This window comes from Ramlibacter sp. (assembly GCF_050250995.1).
GTDB lineage: Bacteria > Pseudomonadota > Gammaproteobacteria > Burkholderiales > Burkholderiaceae_C > Ramlibacter.
Window position 1 is genome coordinate 81,274 of sequence record NZ_JBFWNP010000008.1, and the last position, 16,128, is coordinate 97,401.

A 16,128-nucleotide genomic window follows, 5' to 3' on the forward strand; every position below is an offset into this window, starting at 1 on the left:
TTCCCTCTTCCTTCAGCGGATGTTCATCTTCTCGGCGTACAGGCGCGCCGCGTCGCTGTCGTTGTGGTTGTAGCCGCCGCCCTTGAAGAGGCGCGAGACCTGCGGCAGGAAATAGGGGTGCAGGCCCTTGCGCGCGAGCGTGGCGAGGTCGATCTCGCGCCAGGCGCGCTTTTCCTCGTCGGACAGGCCGAAGTGCGTCATGCTTGCCTCGAGGTCGCGGCGGAACAAGGCGAAGGCTTCGGGGTCGCGGCGCAGCTCGAACACCATGCGGTTCGAGGGGAGCGTGCGGTCGGTGTCTCGGATGCCCATGATGCGGTTTCCCGTTGTGGATCGAAATAGTCGCGAAAATCGATTGTGGATCGGTTGCGTTGCGGAATCAACCCGCCGGCCCGGCGGGCTTCGCCCTGCGCCGCGGCCTGGCCGCGTCGCTCGCCAGCGCGCCGCGCGCGTTGTTGCCCGTGCGCTCGATGTGCTTGCGCAGGCGCTCCACCGCGGTGTCGGCGTCGCGCTCCAGCACGGCGTCGCAGATCTCGGTGTGCTCGCGCACAACGTCGGGGTCGAGCGGACGCTCGTCGAGGTAGATGCGGCGGTAGCGGTCGCTCAGGTCGTGCAGCGTCGCGCTGAACTGCATCAGCAGCGGCATGCCGCAGGCGGCGATCATGTGGTGGTGCAGGTCGCGGTGCGCGCTTTCCCAGGCCTGCACGTCCGCCTCGCTCGAGCCCGCCTGGCCCAGCTTGTTGAGCCGGTAGAGGCGCGAGACGATGCCGCTTTCCCAGCGGTCGTCGCCGGCCGCGATGGCTTCGCGCAGCGCGAACCCTTCCACCAGGGTGCGCAGCTTCGTCACCTCCTCGAGATGCGCCACGGAGACGGGCGCGACCTTGTAGCCGCGCTGGTCCTCCAGCACCACGAAGCCCTCGGCGGCCAGCCGCGACAGGGCTTCCCGCAGCGGGCTCAGGCTCACGCCGAAGCGCGTGCGCAGCTCCTCCAGCCGCAGCTTCGCGCCGGGCGGGATGCGCCCGCTCGCGATCGATTCGCGCAGGCTGCTTGCGATCGTGGAGGAAAGCGTCTGGCCTCCCGGTTCGGCGCTGGGCGTGGCGGCATCCATGATGAGCCCTGTCTCGCTTATCGATTTTCCGTTGAATATCGATAATGTATCGCACGCACCGGCATGGCGCAAACCGCGCGCCGGTTGCCCGACAGGTTAGGCCACCGCATCGATTATTTCAACGATTTCGATTCGCGTCGTCGAGGGGTCGCCGGCGCCGGACGTCTTCGTATAATCGAAATTACTCACTCCTCTCGTTTTCTCATGGACCTCCTCCAGACTGCAGAGCAAAGCGGCCAGACCCTCTCGACGACGATCGCGAACACGCTGCGCGCCGCGATCTCCAACGGCGAGCTCGCACCGGGCTGCAAGCTGCGGCTCGACGAGCTTCGGGTCACCTTCGGGGTGAGCCTGAGCCCGTTGCGGGAAGCGCTCTCGCGGCTGTCGGCCGAGGGCTTCGTGGTCATGGAGGACCAGCGCGGCTACCGCGTCGCGCCGGTGTCCGAGCAGAACCTGGTCGAGGTCACCAAGCTGCGCGGCATGGTGGAGTGCTTCGCGTTGCGCGAAGCCATCGCCCGTGGCGACGACAAGTGGGAGGGCGACGTGGTCGCCTCGCTCTATCGCCTGAACAAGCTGGAGCGCACCGACGCGCCGGCCGACCAGGTGGCCTGGGAGGGCGCGCACCGCGACCTGCACTACCGCCTGATCTCCGCGTGCAACATGCCGCTGCTGCTGACGTTCAGCGCGACGCTGCACGACCTGAACGACCGCTACCGCCGGCTCTTCCTCACCTCGCGCCCGTTCGACAAGACGGTGCGCCGCGAACACACCGACATCGCGAACGCGGCGCTGGAGCGCAATGCCGATCTCGCCTGCGGCATCCTCGCCGAGCACATCGAGCGCACCGGCACCAACATCCGCAAAGCCATCCTGAAGAGCGATGCGCCCCTGAAGCAGGCGGCCTGAAGGACCGTCATCCTTCGCGGGATGACGAAGCCCTGACATGTCCCGTTGACAGCGGAGGCACCTCGTTCTAGATTTCGATTGTCCATCGGATAATCGATTTGCTCCCAACAGGAACCTCCATGCCCAAGATCCTCGTTCAAAGCGCCAAGGCGCCGGTCACCGGCTTCACCGACAAGAGCAAGCCGTCGCCGCTCGCCCAGGCCATCCGCGCGGGCGACATGCTCTACGTGTCGGGGCAGGGGCCGCTCGATCCCGAGACGAAGGAAGTGGTGAGCGAGGACATCGCCGAGCAGACGCGGCAGACGCTCACGAACCTGAAGAACATCCTCGAGTCCGGCGGCGCCACGATGGCGCAGGTGGTCAACATGCGCGTGTGCCTGCGCGACACGGCGGACTTTTCCGCGTTCAACGAGGCGTTCCGCGAATTCATGGACGGCGAGAAGGTCACGCGCACCTGCATCGGGGGCACGCCGCACCGAAAGGGCGTGAAGGTCGAGATCGACTGCATCGCCTACCTGGGGTGATACTCGGGTCGATGAGCATGCAATTCGATACGGCGGAAGAGGGCGCCCTCGCGGCCGCCGCCGCGCCCTACCTGCGGATGCAGGGCATCCGCAAGGCCTTCGGCAGCGGCGAGAACGAGACGCTGGCCATCGACGGCGTCGACCTCGACGTGCGCCAGGGCGAATTCCTCGCGGTCATCGGCCCCTCGGGCTGCGGCAAGTCGACGCTGCTGCAGATCGCGGCGGGGCTTGCGCTGCCGACCGCAGGGCGCGTTTCCTTCGAGGGCAACGACGTCTCCCAGCCGCCCAGGGGCATCGTCTATCTCTTCCAGCAGTACGGCAAGTCGCTCTTTCCGTGGCGCACCGTCGTCGACAACGTCGCCTTCGCCATCGAGCACACCGAGGGCATGACGCGCGACAAGGCGCGCGAGGAAAGCCGCCGCTATCTCGACATGGTCGGCCTCGCCGATTCGGGCGGCAAGTACCCGTGGCAGCTCTCGGGCGGCATGCAGCAGCGCGTGACCATCGCGCGCGCTCTCGCCGCGCAGCCGCGCGTGCTGCTGATGGACGAGCCTTTCAGCTCCGTCGATGCGCTCACGCGACTCGAACTGCACGCGCTCGTGCTCGACCTGTGGCAGAAGCAGCGCTTCACGGCGGTGCTCGTGACGCACGATGTCGACGAAGCCGTGTTCCTCGCAGACCGCGTGGCCGTGCTCACGCGCCGGCCGTCGCACATCGCGGAGGTGGTCGACACCGAACTGCCGCGCCCCCGCGACAACCTCGCCACGCGCGAGCTGCCGCGCTTCATCGAGCTGCGCCACCACCTGCTCGAGCAGTTGCTGCGGCGGCCGGGCTGAGCCGGGGCCGGAGATGAACGCGACTTCCCCCCGCTTCGCCGCCGAGCGCTTCTTCGGCGTGCTCACCGTCGTCGCGCTGCTGCTCGCGGTAGAGGCGCTCGTGCGCGGCGGCGCGCTCAACGCGGCGATCATTCCGCCACCCACCGTCGTCGCGCAGAAGCTGTGGACGCTCGTGGGCGGCGGCTCGTTCATCAAGCCGCTGGGCACCACGCTCTATCTCCTCTTCGTGTCGTACGTCATCGGCTGCGCGCTCGCCGTGGCGCTGGGCCTGCTGATGGGGCGCTATCCGGTGGTCGACGGGCTGCTGGAGCCGCTGATCGAATTCCTGCGGCCGCTGCCCAAGCCGGCCCTGCTGCCGCCGCTCATGCTCTTTCTCGGCCTGGGCGACACGATGAAGATCACCGCGGTGTCGCTCGGCGTGTTCTTCCCGGTGCTGATCAACACGGTGCAGGGCGTGCGCGGCACCGACCCGGTGCTGCTCGACGTCGGCCGCACCTTCGGGCACAAGTCGTCTGCGGCGATGTTCAAGATCGTGCTGCCGTCCGCGCTGCCGCTCATCCTGGCCGGCATGCGCGTGAGCCTCGGGCTCGGGCTGGTGCTCGTGATCGTCGCCGAGATGATGGCGGGCACGGGCGGCATCGGCTACCTGGTCATCGACATGCAGCGCTCGTTCCGCAGCGCCGACATGTATGCGTGGATCGTCATCCTCGCCGTGCTCGGTTATGGTTTGAATGCGCTCTTCGTCCGGCTGGAGCGCAGCCTGATTCACTGGTCTTTCTCGAAAGCCGAATAACTCAAAGGAGATCGTCATGATCCGCAAGACCCTTCGCCGCCGTGAATTCGGCCTCGCCGCCGCCGCGGGGGCCGCCGCGCTCGCCGCGCCCGGCATCGCCTTCGCGCAGACGACCAAGCTGCGCGTGAGCACGATCCCCATCATCGACACCGCGCCGATGCAAGTCGGCATGGCCCGCGGCTTCTTCGGTGAGCAGGGCATCGAGATCGACACGACGCCCACGGCGGGCGGCGCGGCCGGCCTGCCGGCGCTGGCCGCGGGGCAGGTGCAGATCGCCTTCAGCAACATCATCTCCATCGTGCTCGGCGCCAAGCAGGGCCTGGGCTTCCAGGTCGTCGCGGCCGGCGCGGGCACGGGCGAGACGCTGCCCGACCTCGCGGGCATCATCGCCAAGAAGGGCGCAACCTTCAAGACCGGCAAGGACTTCGAGGGCAAGCGCATCGCGGTGAACACGCGCAACAACATCATCTGGCTGTTCGCGCGCGAGTGGGTGCGCGCCACCGGCGGCGACCCCGACAAGGTGAACTACCAGGAAGTGCCGTTCCCGCAGATGATCGACGCCGTGAAGGGCGACCGCGTGGAGGCGGCCTTCGTCGTCGAGCCCTTCCTGTCGAACGGCCTGCAGGCCGAGGGCATGCAGCTCGTCGCCTGGCCGTACAACGTGGTGATGAAGAGCATCCCGGTCGGCATGTACGCGGCGACCAAGACGTACATCGACCAGAACCCGCAGCTCATCGAGCGTTTCACGCGCGCCTACAACAAGTCGGTGGACTGGACCAACGCCAACAAGGCGTCCGAGGATTTCTTCAAGATCGTCTCGGGCTACACGCGCCTGCCGCCCGAGAAGGTGAAGGGTCTCACGCTGCCGCCGTACGACAAGACGATCGACCCGAAGCGCATCGACGCCGTGCAGGGCCTGATGGTGCGCAATGCGCTGCTCGACGCGCCCATCAATTCCGCGGGCCTGCTGCACCGCACCGCGACGACGCTGGTGCGCTGAACCTCTTTCATCGAAAGCCGAAAAAACCATGTTCGACGCATTCCGCCGCCATGCACTGAAGGCCCTGGCCGGCACCTTGCTTGCCGCCTTCGCCGCCACCGGCGCCCTCGCGCAGACCACCAAGCTGCGCGTGAGCACCATCCCCATCATCGACACCCTGCCGCTGCAGGTCGCGATCGCCAAGGGCTTCTTCGCGGCCGAGGGTCTGGAGGTCGACACGACGCCCGTCGCGGGCGGCGCCGCCGGCCTTCCCGCGCTCGCGGCGGGGCACGTGCAGATCGCGTTCAGCAACACCGTCTCGACGCTGCTCGGCGCAAAGCAGGGCCTGGGCTTCGAGATCATCGCGGCGGGCAGCCACATGGGCGGCGGCAAGCCGGACATCGGCGGCATCATCTCGCAGAAGGCGGGGGGCGTGCGCACGGGCAAGGAGCTCGAGGGCAAGCGCTTCGCGGTCAACACGCGCAACAACATCGGCTGGATGTATGCGCGCGAGTGGGTGCGCGCCACCGGCGGCGACCCCGACAAGGTGACCTACGTGGAGGTGCCGTTCCCGCAGATGCCCGATGCCGTGCGCGGCAACCGCGCCGAGGTCGCGTTCGTGATGGATCCGTACCTGAGCGCCGCCGTCGCCACCGACATGCAGGTGGTCGGCTGGCCCGCCGACGCGGTGAAGGAGCGCGTGCCGCTCGGCCAGTACGTCGCGACGAAGACCTACATCCAGCAGAACCCGGCCGTCATCGACAAGTTCGTCCGCGCCTACCTCAAGGGCGTGGACTGGGCGAACGCGAACAAGGGCAGCGACGAGTGGGTGAAGATCATGGCCGGCTTCACGCGCATGACGCCCGAGAACGTGAAGAACCTGCACGTGCCGCCGTTCGAGAAGATCGTGGCGCCCGCGTCGGTGGAAACGATCGCGGCGACGATGCGCAAGAACGGCCTGCTCGATGGCGCGTTCGATGCGAAGTCGGTGGTGTACCGGACGGCGACGACGCCGGTTCGCTGAGCGTTCGGGGAATCCAGGGCGTTGAAGAAAATGAAGTCGAGAGTCATCGAAGGCGACATCGTCACCATGGACCGCGCGAATCCGCGCGCCGCGGCCATGGCGGTGCGCGGCGACCGCATCGTCGCGGTGGGTTCCGTCGAAGACGCGCGCGCCGCTGCGGGCCCGGACCACGACACCATCCGCTACGCGAGCGGCACCATCGTCCCCGGACTCATCGACACGCACAACCACATGCAGTGGACCGGCGTGCAGTCGTGCCTCGTCGACCTCGCGGGCGCGCGTTCCATCGCCGACGTGCAGGAGGCGATTCGCGGTTACGCGGCGCGCAACCCCCAGGCGGCCTGGATCACGAGCGGCTCCGGCTGGCACATCGTGAACCTGAAGGAGCAGCGCTACCCCACGCGGCAGGAGATCGACGCGGTGTGCGCGGATCGCCCCGTGTACCTGCCGCGCGTCGGCCACGCGGCCGTGGCGAATACCCTGGCGTTGAAGCTCGCGGGCATCACGAAGGACACGCCCGAACCCGACGGCGGAAAGATCGAGCGCGACGCCGATGGCGTGCCCAACGGCGTGCTGATGGAGCCGCCCGCGTTCGAGCCCGTCGCGCGGCTCGTGCCGCCGCTGTCGATGGCGCAGCAGGAAGGCGCGCTGCGCGACATCCAGAAGCGCTATCACGCGGCCGGCCTCACGGGCATCGTCGACCCCGGCATGACGCCCGACATGTTCGCCGTCTACCAGAACCTCTGGGCGCGTGGCGAGCTCACCGTGCGATCGGTGCTGATGCCGCTGGCGGACTCCAGCCTGCCCGTGGAAGAGAACCTCGCGAAGCTGCGCGGCATGGGCGTGCGCACCGGCTTCGGCGATTCGCGCATGAAGTTCGGCGCGGTGAAGCTTTTTCTCGACGGCGGCGCGTCGCTCGGCACCTCGCTCATGCGCGAGCCGTATCCGGACGAGCGCTGCAACTGCGGCATCCAGGTCACGCCGACCGAGAACTTCCGCGCCATCGCGAAGGCCTGCGCGCAACTCGGCTGGTCGATGGGCGTCCACACGGTGGGTGGCAAGGCCATCGACATCGCGCTCGACGTGTTCGAGGAAATCAACGAAGAGATTCCGCTGGCGCCGCTGCGCTTCAGCCTGATTCACGCCTACCTGTGGCCCGAGCAGCGCAACATCCGCCAGGCGAAGAAGATGGGCATCGCGGTCGCGACGCAGTGCTCGATGCAGTACACCTTCGGCCCGTTGCTCGTGAAGCGCTTCGGCATGGCGATGATGGCCACGGCCACGCCGGTGCGAAGCTGGCTCGACGGGGGCGTGGTGGTCGGCGGCGGGTCCGATTCGCCCGTGACGCCGTTCGAGCCGCTGCTCGGCCTGTGGCAGGCCCGCACGCGCCGCATCGCGGGCACCGAAGAGCCGGTCGGCAAGCTGCAGGCCGTGAGCGGCGAGGAAGCGCTCGCGATGTACACGCGCGACGCGGCCTTCGTCGCTTTCTCCGAGCACGAGCGGGGCGTGCTGCGTCCGGGCCTGCTCGCGGACTGGACGGTGCTGTCGGTCGACCCGGTCGCGTGCGAGCCCGATGCCTTGCAGAACGCGCGCGTTCTCGCGACCGCCGTGGGCGGCGAGGTCGTGCATGCCGCGTAAGAGCTACCGCGTCTTCGGCTTCCTCTTCGTCGCGGCCTTGCTCGTGCTGTGGGAGGTGTCGGCGCGCACCTGGGTGAGCAGCCAGAACTGGCCGCCGGTGACGAAGGTCTTCGTCGCGGGCGGCGCGGGCGTGATGACGGGCGAGCTGCCCCGGGTGTTCCTCTCCAGCCTGTGGCGCATGCTCGCGGGATTCGCCGCCGGCGCGTCGCTGGGCGTGGCCATCGGTTTGCTGATGGGTCGCTTTCGCGTGGTGAATTCCGCGCTGGACACGCTGGTCGAACTCGTGCGGCCGATCCCCATTCCCGCGATCGTGCCGCCGCTCATCCTGCTGCTGGGCATCGACGCGACGATGAAGATCACCATCGTGGCCTTCGCGACCTTCTTTCCCGTCCTCGTGAACACGATCTCGGGCGTGCGCTCGGTGGAGAAGACCGCGCTGGACGTCGCGCGCACCTTTCACGTTCCGCCCGCGCGCACGCTCTTCCGCGTGGTGCTTCCCGCGGCCATGCCCTACATCATGGTGGGCTTGCGCACGAGCCTCGCGCTCGCGCTGATCGTGACCGTGGTCGCGGAGATGATCGCGGGGTCCGAGGGCATCGGCTACTACCTCATGACCATGCAGTTCGCGATGCGGGCCGGGGACATGTATGCGGCGATCCTGCTGCTGGCTTTGCTCGGCTATGTCTTGAACCTGCTGATGCTCGCCGTCGAGAAGCGCGTGCTGCACTGGTTCCAGCGCGCGGGGTGAACGCATGAACCAGACCTGGCAGATCGGCGAAGCCACCGTCACCCGCATCGAGGAACAGCTCGGCCCCGGCAGCTTCCCGCCCCACGAGTACCTGAAGGGCTGGGACCGCGCGCTGGTCGAGCGCAACCTCGGCTGGATGGCGCCGTCTCATTACGTCCCCGAGGACGATCAGCTCGTCACCAGCGTGCATTCGTGGCTGGTGCGCACGAAGCACCACACCATCCTCGTCGATGCGTGTTCGGGCAATCACAAGGACCGCCATTTCTGGCCGCGCTTCCACATGCTGCAGACGCCGTTCCTCGAGCGGCTCGCGGCGGCGGGCGTGGCGCCCGAGGACGTCGACTTCGTGCTGTGTACCCACCTGCACGCCGACCACGTGGGCTGGAACACGCAGCTGAAGGACGGCCGCTGGGTGCCGACGTTCCCGAACGCGAAGTACGTGATCTCGCGCAAGGAATGCGAGCACTGGAGCCCGGAGACGAATCCGGCCGGCGCGGACGATCCGCACCGGCGCATCGTCTACCAGGACAGCGTGCTGCCGGTGATCGAGGCGGGCCTGGTCGAACTGGTGACCGGCCCGCATGCGATCGGCGACGACCTGCTGGTCGAGAACGCGCCGGGCCACACGCCGGGGCACATCCTGCTGAAGCTGCTGCACGCGAACGGCGGCGGCGTGTTCTGCGGCGACGTCATCCACCACCCGATCCAGATCTACGCGCCGGACTGGATCATGTGCTTCTGCGAGGACCCCGAGAACTCGCGCAGGACGCGGCGGCGCGTGCTCGAACATTGCGCGGACACGGGGGCGCTGTTGTTGCCGACGCATTTCGGCGCGCCGCATGTGACGGCGATCGACCGGGTGGGGGATGGGTTTGCGGCGCGGTGGGTGGGGCCGGGCTGAGACTTCCTCATTCAGGCAAGCAAGCGCCGCCCGAGAGTCTGATATTTCCAAGATTCAGGAAGTTTTCATGCAATAATCGCTCCAATTTTAGATTGGAGGCGAATATGCTCGTGGAATTCCGGGTGAGCAACTTCCGCTCGGTCCGGGACGAGCAAGCCCTCAGCTTGGTGGGTGCGACTGCGGACAAGGAACTGGCACAGACCCACCTCCTCGCCACCGGTCTGAGGGCGCTGCCGTCGGTCGTGCGTTCCGCAGTGGTCTACGGGCCGAACGCAAGCGGAAAGTCGACGATCCTGATGGCGCTCAACTACATGCGCGCGGTCGTTGCCGAATCGGCATCTCACGTGAAGCCCGGCGAAACATACAACGTCCAGCCTTTCAAGCTCGACGCGGCTTTCACGCTTGCGCCCACCACGTTCGAACTCACCTTCCTTCTCGACGGTATCCGACACGAGTATTCGTTCGCCATGACTCAGCGACGAATCGTCACCGAGTCGCTTGCGGTCTACCGGACCAGCAAGCCCTCCGTGTGGTTCAGCAGGCGTCTTCGCGAAGACGGCGAGAGCTACGACTACGAATTCAGCTCTTACCTCACCGGCTCGCGGAAGCTCTGGCAGGAAAGCACGCGAGCCAATGCGCTCTTCCTGTCCACCGCGGCGCAGCTGAACAGCGAACTGCTCTTGCCGGTCTTTCGCTGGATCGTCGATCGCATCGTGTACCTGCCTGCGCACAGCGCGGTGGATAGCGACTTCACGACCGCGCTGCTTGCAACGGAAGAGGGAAGAAAGACAGTCTGCAGCTTCCTGTCATCCGCGGACATCTCGATCGCGGACATCAAAGTTGTGCCTCGAAAGGGAATTCGTGCTCAGGTGCTTGTGCCTCCTCCGGGCGGCTTGGCCCAGGTGAATCAGGCCGAGAGGGAGTTCTTGGTGCCGGTGTTCGAACACCGTACGTCCCGAGGAAAAGCAACCCTGGAATTCGAAGAAGAATCCGAGGGGACACGTCGGCTCTTCGGCCTCGCCGCCCCCGTTCTCGAGGTGCTGAGAGATGGCCGCGTGCTGGTGGTCGACGAACTCGACAGCAGTCTGCACACGCTCATGGTGCGACGGCTCATCGGAATGTTTCACGATCCCGCCCTCAACAGGTCGGGAGCGCAGCTCATTTTCACGACGCACGATACGTCCCTGCTCGATCACACGCTCTTTCGGCGAGACCAGATATGGTTCGCGGAGAAAGACGAGGATCAGGCGACCTGCCTGTACCCGCTGACGGACTTCAGTCCGCGCAAGCACGAAGCCTGGGAGAAGGGATACCTGTCCGGCAGGTATGGCGCCGTGCCGTTTTTCCGTGACATGACAAAGTCGACGTCCGCGCCAAGCTGAAAGGTCGCACGTGGGGAGGGACGGCCAGCCGAAGCACCGACGCGAGGCGCGCGACTTACGTCGGCGGGCTGCCAGTCGTCAGGCTTTCAAGAGACTGCTCATCGTCTGTGAGGGCGAGAAGACCGAGCCTCAGTACCTGAACGAGATTCGCGCGGAGCTGCGCTTGTCTACCGCGAATGTCCACGTCCGCCACGGCGGTTTCGGCACGGACCCGATGGATCTCGTCGAATATGCGGAGCACCTGTTTCGCAAAGGTGACCGAAATGCAGGCATCGAGGCGGGCGCCTTCGATCACATTTACGTGGTCTTCGATCGCGACGAGCACGACACCTACTACCCGGCGCTGAGCAAGGCCGCCGCGCTCGATGGAAAACTGCTGAACGACGAAAGGCATGCCGTACCATTCGAGGCAATCGCATCCGTTCCCTGCTTCGAGGTGTGGCTGCTCCTTCATTTCGAAGACGTGCAGGCCCCCATCCACCGGAACGAAGTCACAGCGCGTCTGCAGGCGCACCTGCCGGGTTACAAGAAAGGCGGAGGCGGGCACTGGGGGGCTACGAAAGAGCGTAGAGAGACGGCTGCGATGCATGCGGCCGCGCGAGCGAGTAGCACGACTGCGCATGACGGAGAAGCGACGTACACGGATATGCATCGGCTCGTCGACGTGCTGATGCACCTCCGTACTCCACGCGGATGACGCTGGCCTCCTGGATCACGCGTCGAATCTCCACGGCATAGACACGGACGCGGGGCAGACAGCGCGCCGCGCTCTGAGGACGGTCAGGCTGTCGGCCGCCGCGATCACGCTCTGCGTGGCCGCGAGCAGGCCGACGGGCGCGAGGTCCTTGATAGGATCGATGGCGAGCTTCTTGTACAGGCTCGGGTTGATGCCAAGCGCCTGGCGGAGACGCCCACGGTTTTCCAATAATCGATAATCCGCTATAAATCGGTATGACTGTCGATCTGCGGATGCAAACCTGGCGCAAGGACCCGCGCAAGCTGGCCGATGCGTCGCTGTGGCTGAAGGAAGCGATGGCGGCCGAGCCCGGGTTCGAGCCGCGCGTGCTGAAGGGCGACACGCGCGCCGATGTCTGCATGGTCGGCGGCGGCTTTTCCGCCTTGTGGACGGCGTGGCGGCTCAAGGAGCAGTCGCCCACGCTCGCGATCGTCATCGTCGAGGCCGGCCTGTGCGGGCACGGCGCGAGCGGGCGCAACAGCGGCGGAACGGGACACTGGTGGGCCAAGCTGCCCACGCTCGTCAAGCTGCTGGGCAAGCACGACGCCAAGCACCTGATCGACGCCAGCGTCGACATCCTGCAGGACGTGCGCGACTTCATCGGGCACAACGGCATCGACTGCGACCTGCGCGTCGAGAAGTCGGTGTGGAGCACCACCTTCCCGAAGCAGCCCGGCGCATGGCTGCCGATGTTCAAGGCGGCGGAGGCCGCGGGCTTCACGCCGCCGCACCGCGAACTCTCGGCCGACGAAATGCGCGATCTCTTCGGCTCGGCCCCGTTCTACAGCGGCATCGTCGAGGACCAGGCGATCCGCGTGCAACCCGCGCGGCTCGCGCGCGCGCTGCGGCAGCTGCTCGTCGACCGCGGCGTGCGCATCTACGAGACTTCGCCCGTCACGCGCGTGGCGAGCGAGAAGGACAACGTCGCGGTGTTCACGGAGCAGGGCACGGTGCGCGCCGGCAAGGTGCTGCTCGCGGCCAACGCCTGGATGTCGCACCTGCCCGAGTTCAAGCCCTACATCGCGGTGACCTCCAGCGAGATCGTGGTGACCGAGCCCATCCCCGAGATCCTCGCGCAGCGCAACCTGCGCAAGCGGCCGGGCGGCGTGAACTCGCGCATGATGCTCAATTACGGCGGCCTCACGAGCAATGGCCGCGCCTACCTCGGCCGCGGCGGCGGGTCCATCGCGTGGGCCAACCACATCGGACCCGAGTTCGACCGCAGCGAACGCATGCTGAAGGAAGTGGAAGCCGACTTCCGCTACCTCTATCCCGAACTGAACGACGTGCCCATCGCCGCCGGCTGGTCCGGCCCCATCGACCGTTCCCCCACCGGCCTGCCGTGGTTCGCGTCGCTCGCCGGCGACCCGCGCGTGCACTACGCCATCGGCTACAGCGGCCACGGCATGGGCGCCACGGCGCTGGGCGGCCGCATCATGGCTTCGCAACTGCTCGGCAAGGACGATGACTGGTCGCAACTCGGCAAACTGTTCAGCCGGGCGCGCAAGGGCTGGTATCCGCCGGAGCCGATCCGCTACGCGGCGGCCGTGTCGATCCGCAACGCCGTCGCCCGCAAGGAGGCCGCGCTGCGCGAAGGCCGCGCGCCGTCGAAGCTCGACAACCGGCTGGCGAGCTATGCGATGAGCAGCCTGCCCGACACCCTGCGCCGAGGAAAGATATGAGCGAAATCAACATCGAGTCGATGTCCTGCCGCTACGGCGACGGCCCGCCGGCGGTCGACCGGCTCGAACTGCGCGTGGCCGACGGCGAGTTCCTCTCGCTGCTGGGCCCGAGCGGCTGCGGCAAGACGACGACGCTGCGCTGCATCGCGGGGCTGGAGCAGCCGTCTGCCGGCCGCATCTCCATCGGCGGGCAACTCGTGGCCGACGGCAGCGACAAATGGTCCATGCCCGCGGACAAGCGCGGCCTGGGCATGGTGTTCCAGAGCTACGCGCTGTGGCCCCACATGAGCGTGGCCGGCAATGTGGGCTATCCGCTCAAGGTGCGCGGCGGCGAGAAGGACATCGCTTCGCAGGTGCGCGCGGCGCTGGCGCTCGTCGGCATGGAGATGTACGAGCAGCGCGCCGTGTCCGACCTCTCCGGCGGGCAGCAGCAGCGCGTGGCGCTCGCGCGCGCGCTCGTGAGCAAGCCGCGCGTGCTCCTGCTCGACGAGCCGCTGTCCAACCTCGACGCCTCCTTGCGCACCCACATGCGCCGCGAGCTGCGCCGCATCCACCGCGAGGTGCGCACGACCTGCGTGTACGTCACGCACGACCAGCTCGAGGCCGCGACGCTGTCCGACCGCATCGCCGTCATGAAGGGCGGCAGGCTGCAGCAGCTGGGCACGCCGCGCGAGATCTTCGAGTCGCCCGCGAGCCAGTGGGTGGCGGAATTCGTCGGCTTCGACAACTTCGTGAGCGGCACGGTGACCGGCGTCGAAGGCGACGTCGCCGTCGTGCAGCCGCAGGGCGGGTCGCAGCCGCTGCGCGCGCGCATGAGCGCCGCGGCGCGCGTGCAGCAGGGCGCGCGCGCCGTCGTCGCCTTCCGCAGCTCGAGCCTGCAGGAAAACGAGACGCACGATGCGAACCGCGTCGACGCGCAAGTCACCGAACGCATGTTCCTGGGCGACCAGACCGAGCTCGTGCTTGCCGCCAACGGCACGCGCCTCGTGGCGAAACTGCCCGGCGCGCGGCTGGAGGGCGATACGTCGCTGACCCTGTGGGTCCGGCCGGAGCAGGCCGTGGTGCTGCCCGAAGCCGCCTGAGGGACGCCATGGCCGGCACGACGCGCAACGACAGGAGCGGATCGGGTGCGGTGCTCACGCGCCGCGCGGGCGTCGCGGTGCTCTTCGCCATCGTCGCGTTCTTTTTCCTGTGGCCGGTGCTGATGCAGGTGCTGGGCATCTTCCGCGACGCGGCGCCGGGCACGAAGAGCGACTGGACGCTCAAGACGCTGATACGCGTCTATTCCAGCAAGGACACCTACGGCGCGCTGAAGAATTCCCTGATCTACGCCGTCGCATCCACGCTGCTCGCGACCGTGATGGCGCTCCTCCTCGCGCTGCTCGCGACGCGCACGCGCATCCGCCTGCGCTGGATCATCACGCCGGTCATGGTGCTGATCTTCGCGGCGCCTAACCTGTTCTACGCGGTGAGCTGGTCGCTGCTGGCCGACCCGGGCGCGGGGCTCATCAACCTCGGCTTTCGCGCGGTCACGGGGACGAAGGCGACGCTGTTCAACGCCTACACCTGGACGGGCCTCGTCGTCGTGCAGTCGCTCAAGCTCACGGGCTTCTGCTACCTGATGCTGCTCGGGCCGTTCCAGAACATGAACCGCAGCTACGAGGAAGCCTCGATGATCTCGGGCGCGGGGCGGCTCAGCACCATTTTGCGCATCACGCTTCCTTCCATGACGCCCGCCATCTTCGGCGTGCTGATCGTCGGCATCGTGTTCGGGCTCGGCACCTTCGACATTCCGCAGATCCTCGGCGCGCTGTCCGGCATCTCCTTCCTCTCCACCGAGATTTTCAAGGCGATCAACTACGACGTGCCCGCGGACTACGGCCGCGCGAGCGCGCTGAGCCTCTTCGTCATGCTCGCGCTGGTGCTGATGCTGGTCGCGCAGTGGATCGTCGTGAAGCCGGGCCGCTATGTCACGGTCACGGGCAAGTCGTTCCGGCAGGACGAGTGGGAGCTGGGCCGCTGGGGCGCGGCGGGCACGGCCTTCGTCGCGGTCTTCACGCTGGTCGCGCTCGTGCTGCCGGTCGTCCAGCTGGTCCTCACGTCCTTCCAGCCGACCATCGGCGTGTGGAAGATGACGATGGCCAATTTCACCGCGGTGCTCAACGACCGGCAGACGGCGGGCGCGTTCCGCCTCACCGCGATGCTCGCCTTCGCCGGCGGCGCGGTCGCGATGCTGCTCGCGGCGCTGATCGGCCACGTGGGCCGCAATTCCTCGAAGTCGATGGAGCGCTTCCTCGACACGGCGACGCTCGTCCCGATCGTCATGCCCGGCGTCGCGCTCGCGGTGGCCTTGCTGTGGTCGTACATCTCCGTTCCGGGCCTGCGCCAGCTGTACGGCACGGTGTGGCTCGCGCTGATCGGGCTCGTGGTGTCGGTGATGCCGATCGCGAGCCGAGCCGTCCGGGGCGCGCTCGCGCAGATCGGGCGCGACCTCGAAGAGGCCGCCGCGATCTCGGGCGCCACGCCGCTGCGCATCCTGCGCGACATCATCCTTCGCCTCATGAGCCGCAGCCTCGTGGCCGGCTGGATCGTCACGGCGGTGATGATCGCCGGCACGCTCGACGTGCCGCTGATGCTGCTCGCCTCGACCACGCCCACCGTGTCCATCCAGGTCTTCACCGCGCTGCAGGCCGGCGCACCCACGCAGGCCGCGGCGCTGCTCGTGCTGCTCCTCATCGCCATCGTCGTGCTCGGCGCCCTCTACGCCGTTGCGCGCGGCGTGCATGGCGCGGCGCGGGCGCGCGCGGCCGCGCGCGTGTCTGCGCCCCTGCCGGCGCATGCCTGAACCCTTTCTCCATTCCCGAGCGGAAAACC

At 67.5% G+C, this 16,128-nt stretch carries 17 protein-coding genes; 14 read left to right on the forward strand and 3 right to left on the reverse strand.

Annotated elements, in window-relative coordinates:
• Positions 1-12: 12 nt before the first annotated feature.
• A complete protein-coding gene (locus AB7E83_RS08755; RefSeq protein WP_428567898.1) occupies positions 13-309 on the reverse strand; it encodes a hypothetical protein in 297 nt (98 codons plus the stop codon).
• Between the two features lie 67 nt (positions 310-376).
• Positions 377-1,105 (reverse strand): GntR family transcriptional regulator, encoded by a 729-nt coding sequence (locus AB7E83_RS08760; protein ID WP_428567901.1) that lies wholly within the window; start codon positions 1,103-1,105, stop codon positions 377-379.
• Positions 1,106-1,309: 204 nt separating this feature from the next.
• Between AB7E83_RS08760 and AB7E83_RS08765 the strand changes: the two genes are divergently transcribed.
• The 11 genes from AB7E83_RS08765 (at position 1,310) to AB7E83_RS08815 (ending at position 11,533) form a co-directional block, all read left to right on the forward strand.
• On the forward strand, positions 1,310-2,011 hold the full coding sequence (locus AB7E83_RS08765; RefSeq protein ID WP_428567904.1) for a GntR family transcriptional regulator: 702 nt from the start codon (positions 1,310-1,312) through the stop codon (positions 2,009-2,011).
• A 119-nt stretch (positions 2,012-2,130) separates the two neighbouring features.
• Positions 2,131-2,535: a RidA family protein gene (locus AB7E83_RS08770; protein ID WP_428567907.1), complete on the forward strand. Its 405-nt coding sequence runs from the start codon at positions 2,131-2,133 to the stop codon at positions 2,533-2,535.
• A gap of 17 nt (positions 2,536-2,552) precedes the next feature.
• The gene (locus tag AB7E83_RS08775; RefSeq protein WP_428567910.1) at positions 2,553-3,371 is read left to right on the forward strand and encodes an ABC transporter ATP-binding protein; all 819 of its coding nucleotides are present in this window, start codon (positions 2,553-2,555) and stop codon (positions 3,369-3,371) included.
• Positions 3,372-3,384: 13 nt separating this feature from the next.
• Entirely contained in the window at positions 3,385-4,164 is a 780-nt protein-coding gene (locus tag AB7E83_RS08780; RefSeq protein ID WP_428567913.1) for an ABC transporter permease, read from the forward strand.
• A 16-nt stretch (positions 4,165-4,180) separates the two neighbouring features.
• Positions 4,181-5,164, forward strand: a complete 984-nt coding sequence (locus AB7E83_RS08785; RefSeq protein WP_428567915.1) for an ABC transporter substrate-binding protein — start codon at positions 4,181-4,183, stop codon at positions 5,162-5,164.
• 28 nt (positions 5,165-5,192) lie between these two features.
• A complete protein-coding gene (locus AB7E83_RS08790) occupies positions 5,193-6,167 on the forward strand; it encodes an ABC transporter substrate-binding protein (RefSeq protein ID WP_428567918.1) in 975 nt (324 codons plus the stop codon).
• A 30-nt stretch (positions 6,168-6,197) separates the two neighbouring features.
• Entirely contained in the window at positions 6,198-7,805 is a 1,608-nt protein-coding gene (locus AB7E83_RS08795; protein WP_428567921.1) for an amidohydrolase, read from the forward strand.
• On the forward strand, positions 7,795-8,553 hold the full coding sequence (locus tag AB7E83_RS08800) for an ABC transporter permease (RefSeq protein ID WP_428567924.1): 759 nt from the start codon (positions 7,795-7,797) through the stop codon (positions 8,551-8,553). Before AB7E83_RS08795 ends, AB7E83_RS08800 begins: the two co-directional genes overlap by 11 nt.
• Before the next feature lie 4 nt (positions 8,554-8,557).
• Complete coding sequence (locus tag AB7E83_RS08805) at positions 8,558-9,454, forward strand: MBL fold metallo-hydrolase (protein ID WP_428567927.1); 897 nt, start codon at positions 8,558-8,560, stop codon at positions 9,452-9,454.
• A gap of 104 nt (positions 9,455-9,558) precedes the next feature.
• Positions 9,559-10,836: an AAA family ATPase gene (locus tag AB7E83_RS08810; RefSeq protein ID WP_428567930.1), complete on the forward strand. Its 1,278-nt coding sequence runs from the start codon at positions 9,559-9,561 to the stop codon at positions 10,834-10,836.
• 10 nt (positions 10,837-10,846) lie between these two features.
• A complete protein-coding gene (locus AB7E83_RS08815) occupies positions 10,847-11,533 on the forward strand; it encodes an RloB family protein (protein WP_428567932.1) in 687 nt (228 codons plus the stop codon).
• A gap of 15 nt (positions 11,534-11,548) precedes the next feature.
• Here AB7E83_RS08815 and AB7E83_RS08820 read toward each other — a convergent pair whose 3' ends face one another.
• Complete coding sequence (locus AB7E83_RS08820) at positions 11,549-11,761, reverse strand: hypothetical protein (RefSeq protein WP_428567935.1); 213 nt, start codon at positions 11,759-11,761, stop codon at positions 11,549-11,551.
• Between the two features lie 44 nt (positions 11,762-11,805).
• Between AB7E83_RS08820 and AB7E83_RS08825 the strand changes: the two genes are divergently transcribed.
• The 3 genes from AB7E83_RS08825 to AB7E83_RS08835 are packed head-to-tail and all read left to right on the forward strand — an operon-like array spanning position 11,806 to position 16,099.
• The gene (locus tag AB7E83_RS08825; protein ID WP_428567938.1) at positions 11,806-13,254 is read left to right on the forward strand and encodes an NAD(P)/FAD-dependent oxidoreductase; all 1,449 of its coding nucleotides are present in this window, start codon (positions 11,806-11,808) and stop codon (positions 13,252-13,254) included.
• Positions 13,251-14,336, forward strand: a complete 1,086-nt coding sequence (locus AB7E83_RS08830) for an ABC transporter ATP-binding protein (protein WP_428567940.1) — start codon at positions 13,251-13,253, stop codon at positions 14,334-14,336. The genes AB7E83_RS08825 and AB7E83_RS08830 overlap by 4 nt, the downstream gene beginning before the upstream one ends.
• A gap of 8 nt (positions 14,337-14,344) precedes the next feature.
• Complete coding sequence (locus AB7E83_RS08835) at positions 14,345-16,099, forward strand: ABC transporter permease (protein ID WP_428567943.1); 1,755 nt, start codon at positions 14,345-14,347, stop codon at positions 16,097-16,099.
• The last annotated feature ends 29 nt before the right edge of the window (positions 16,100-16,128 follow it).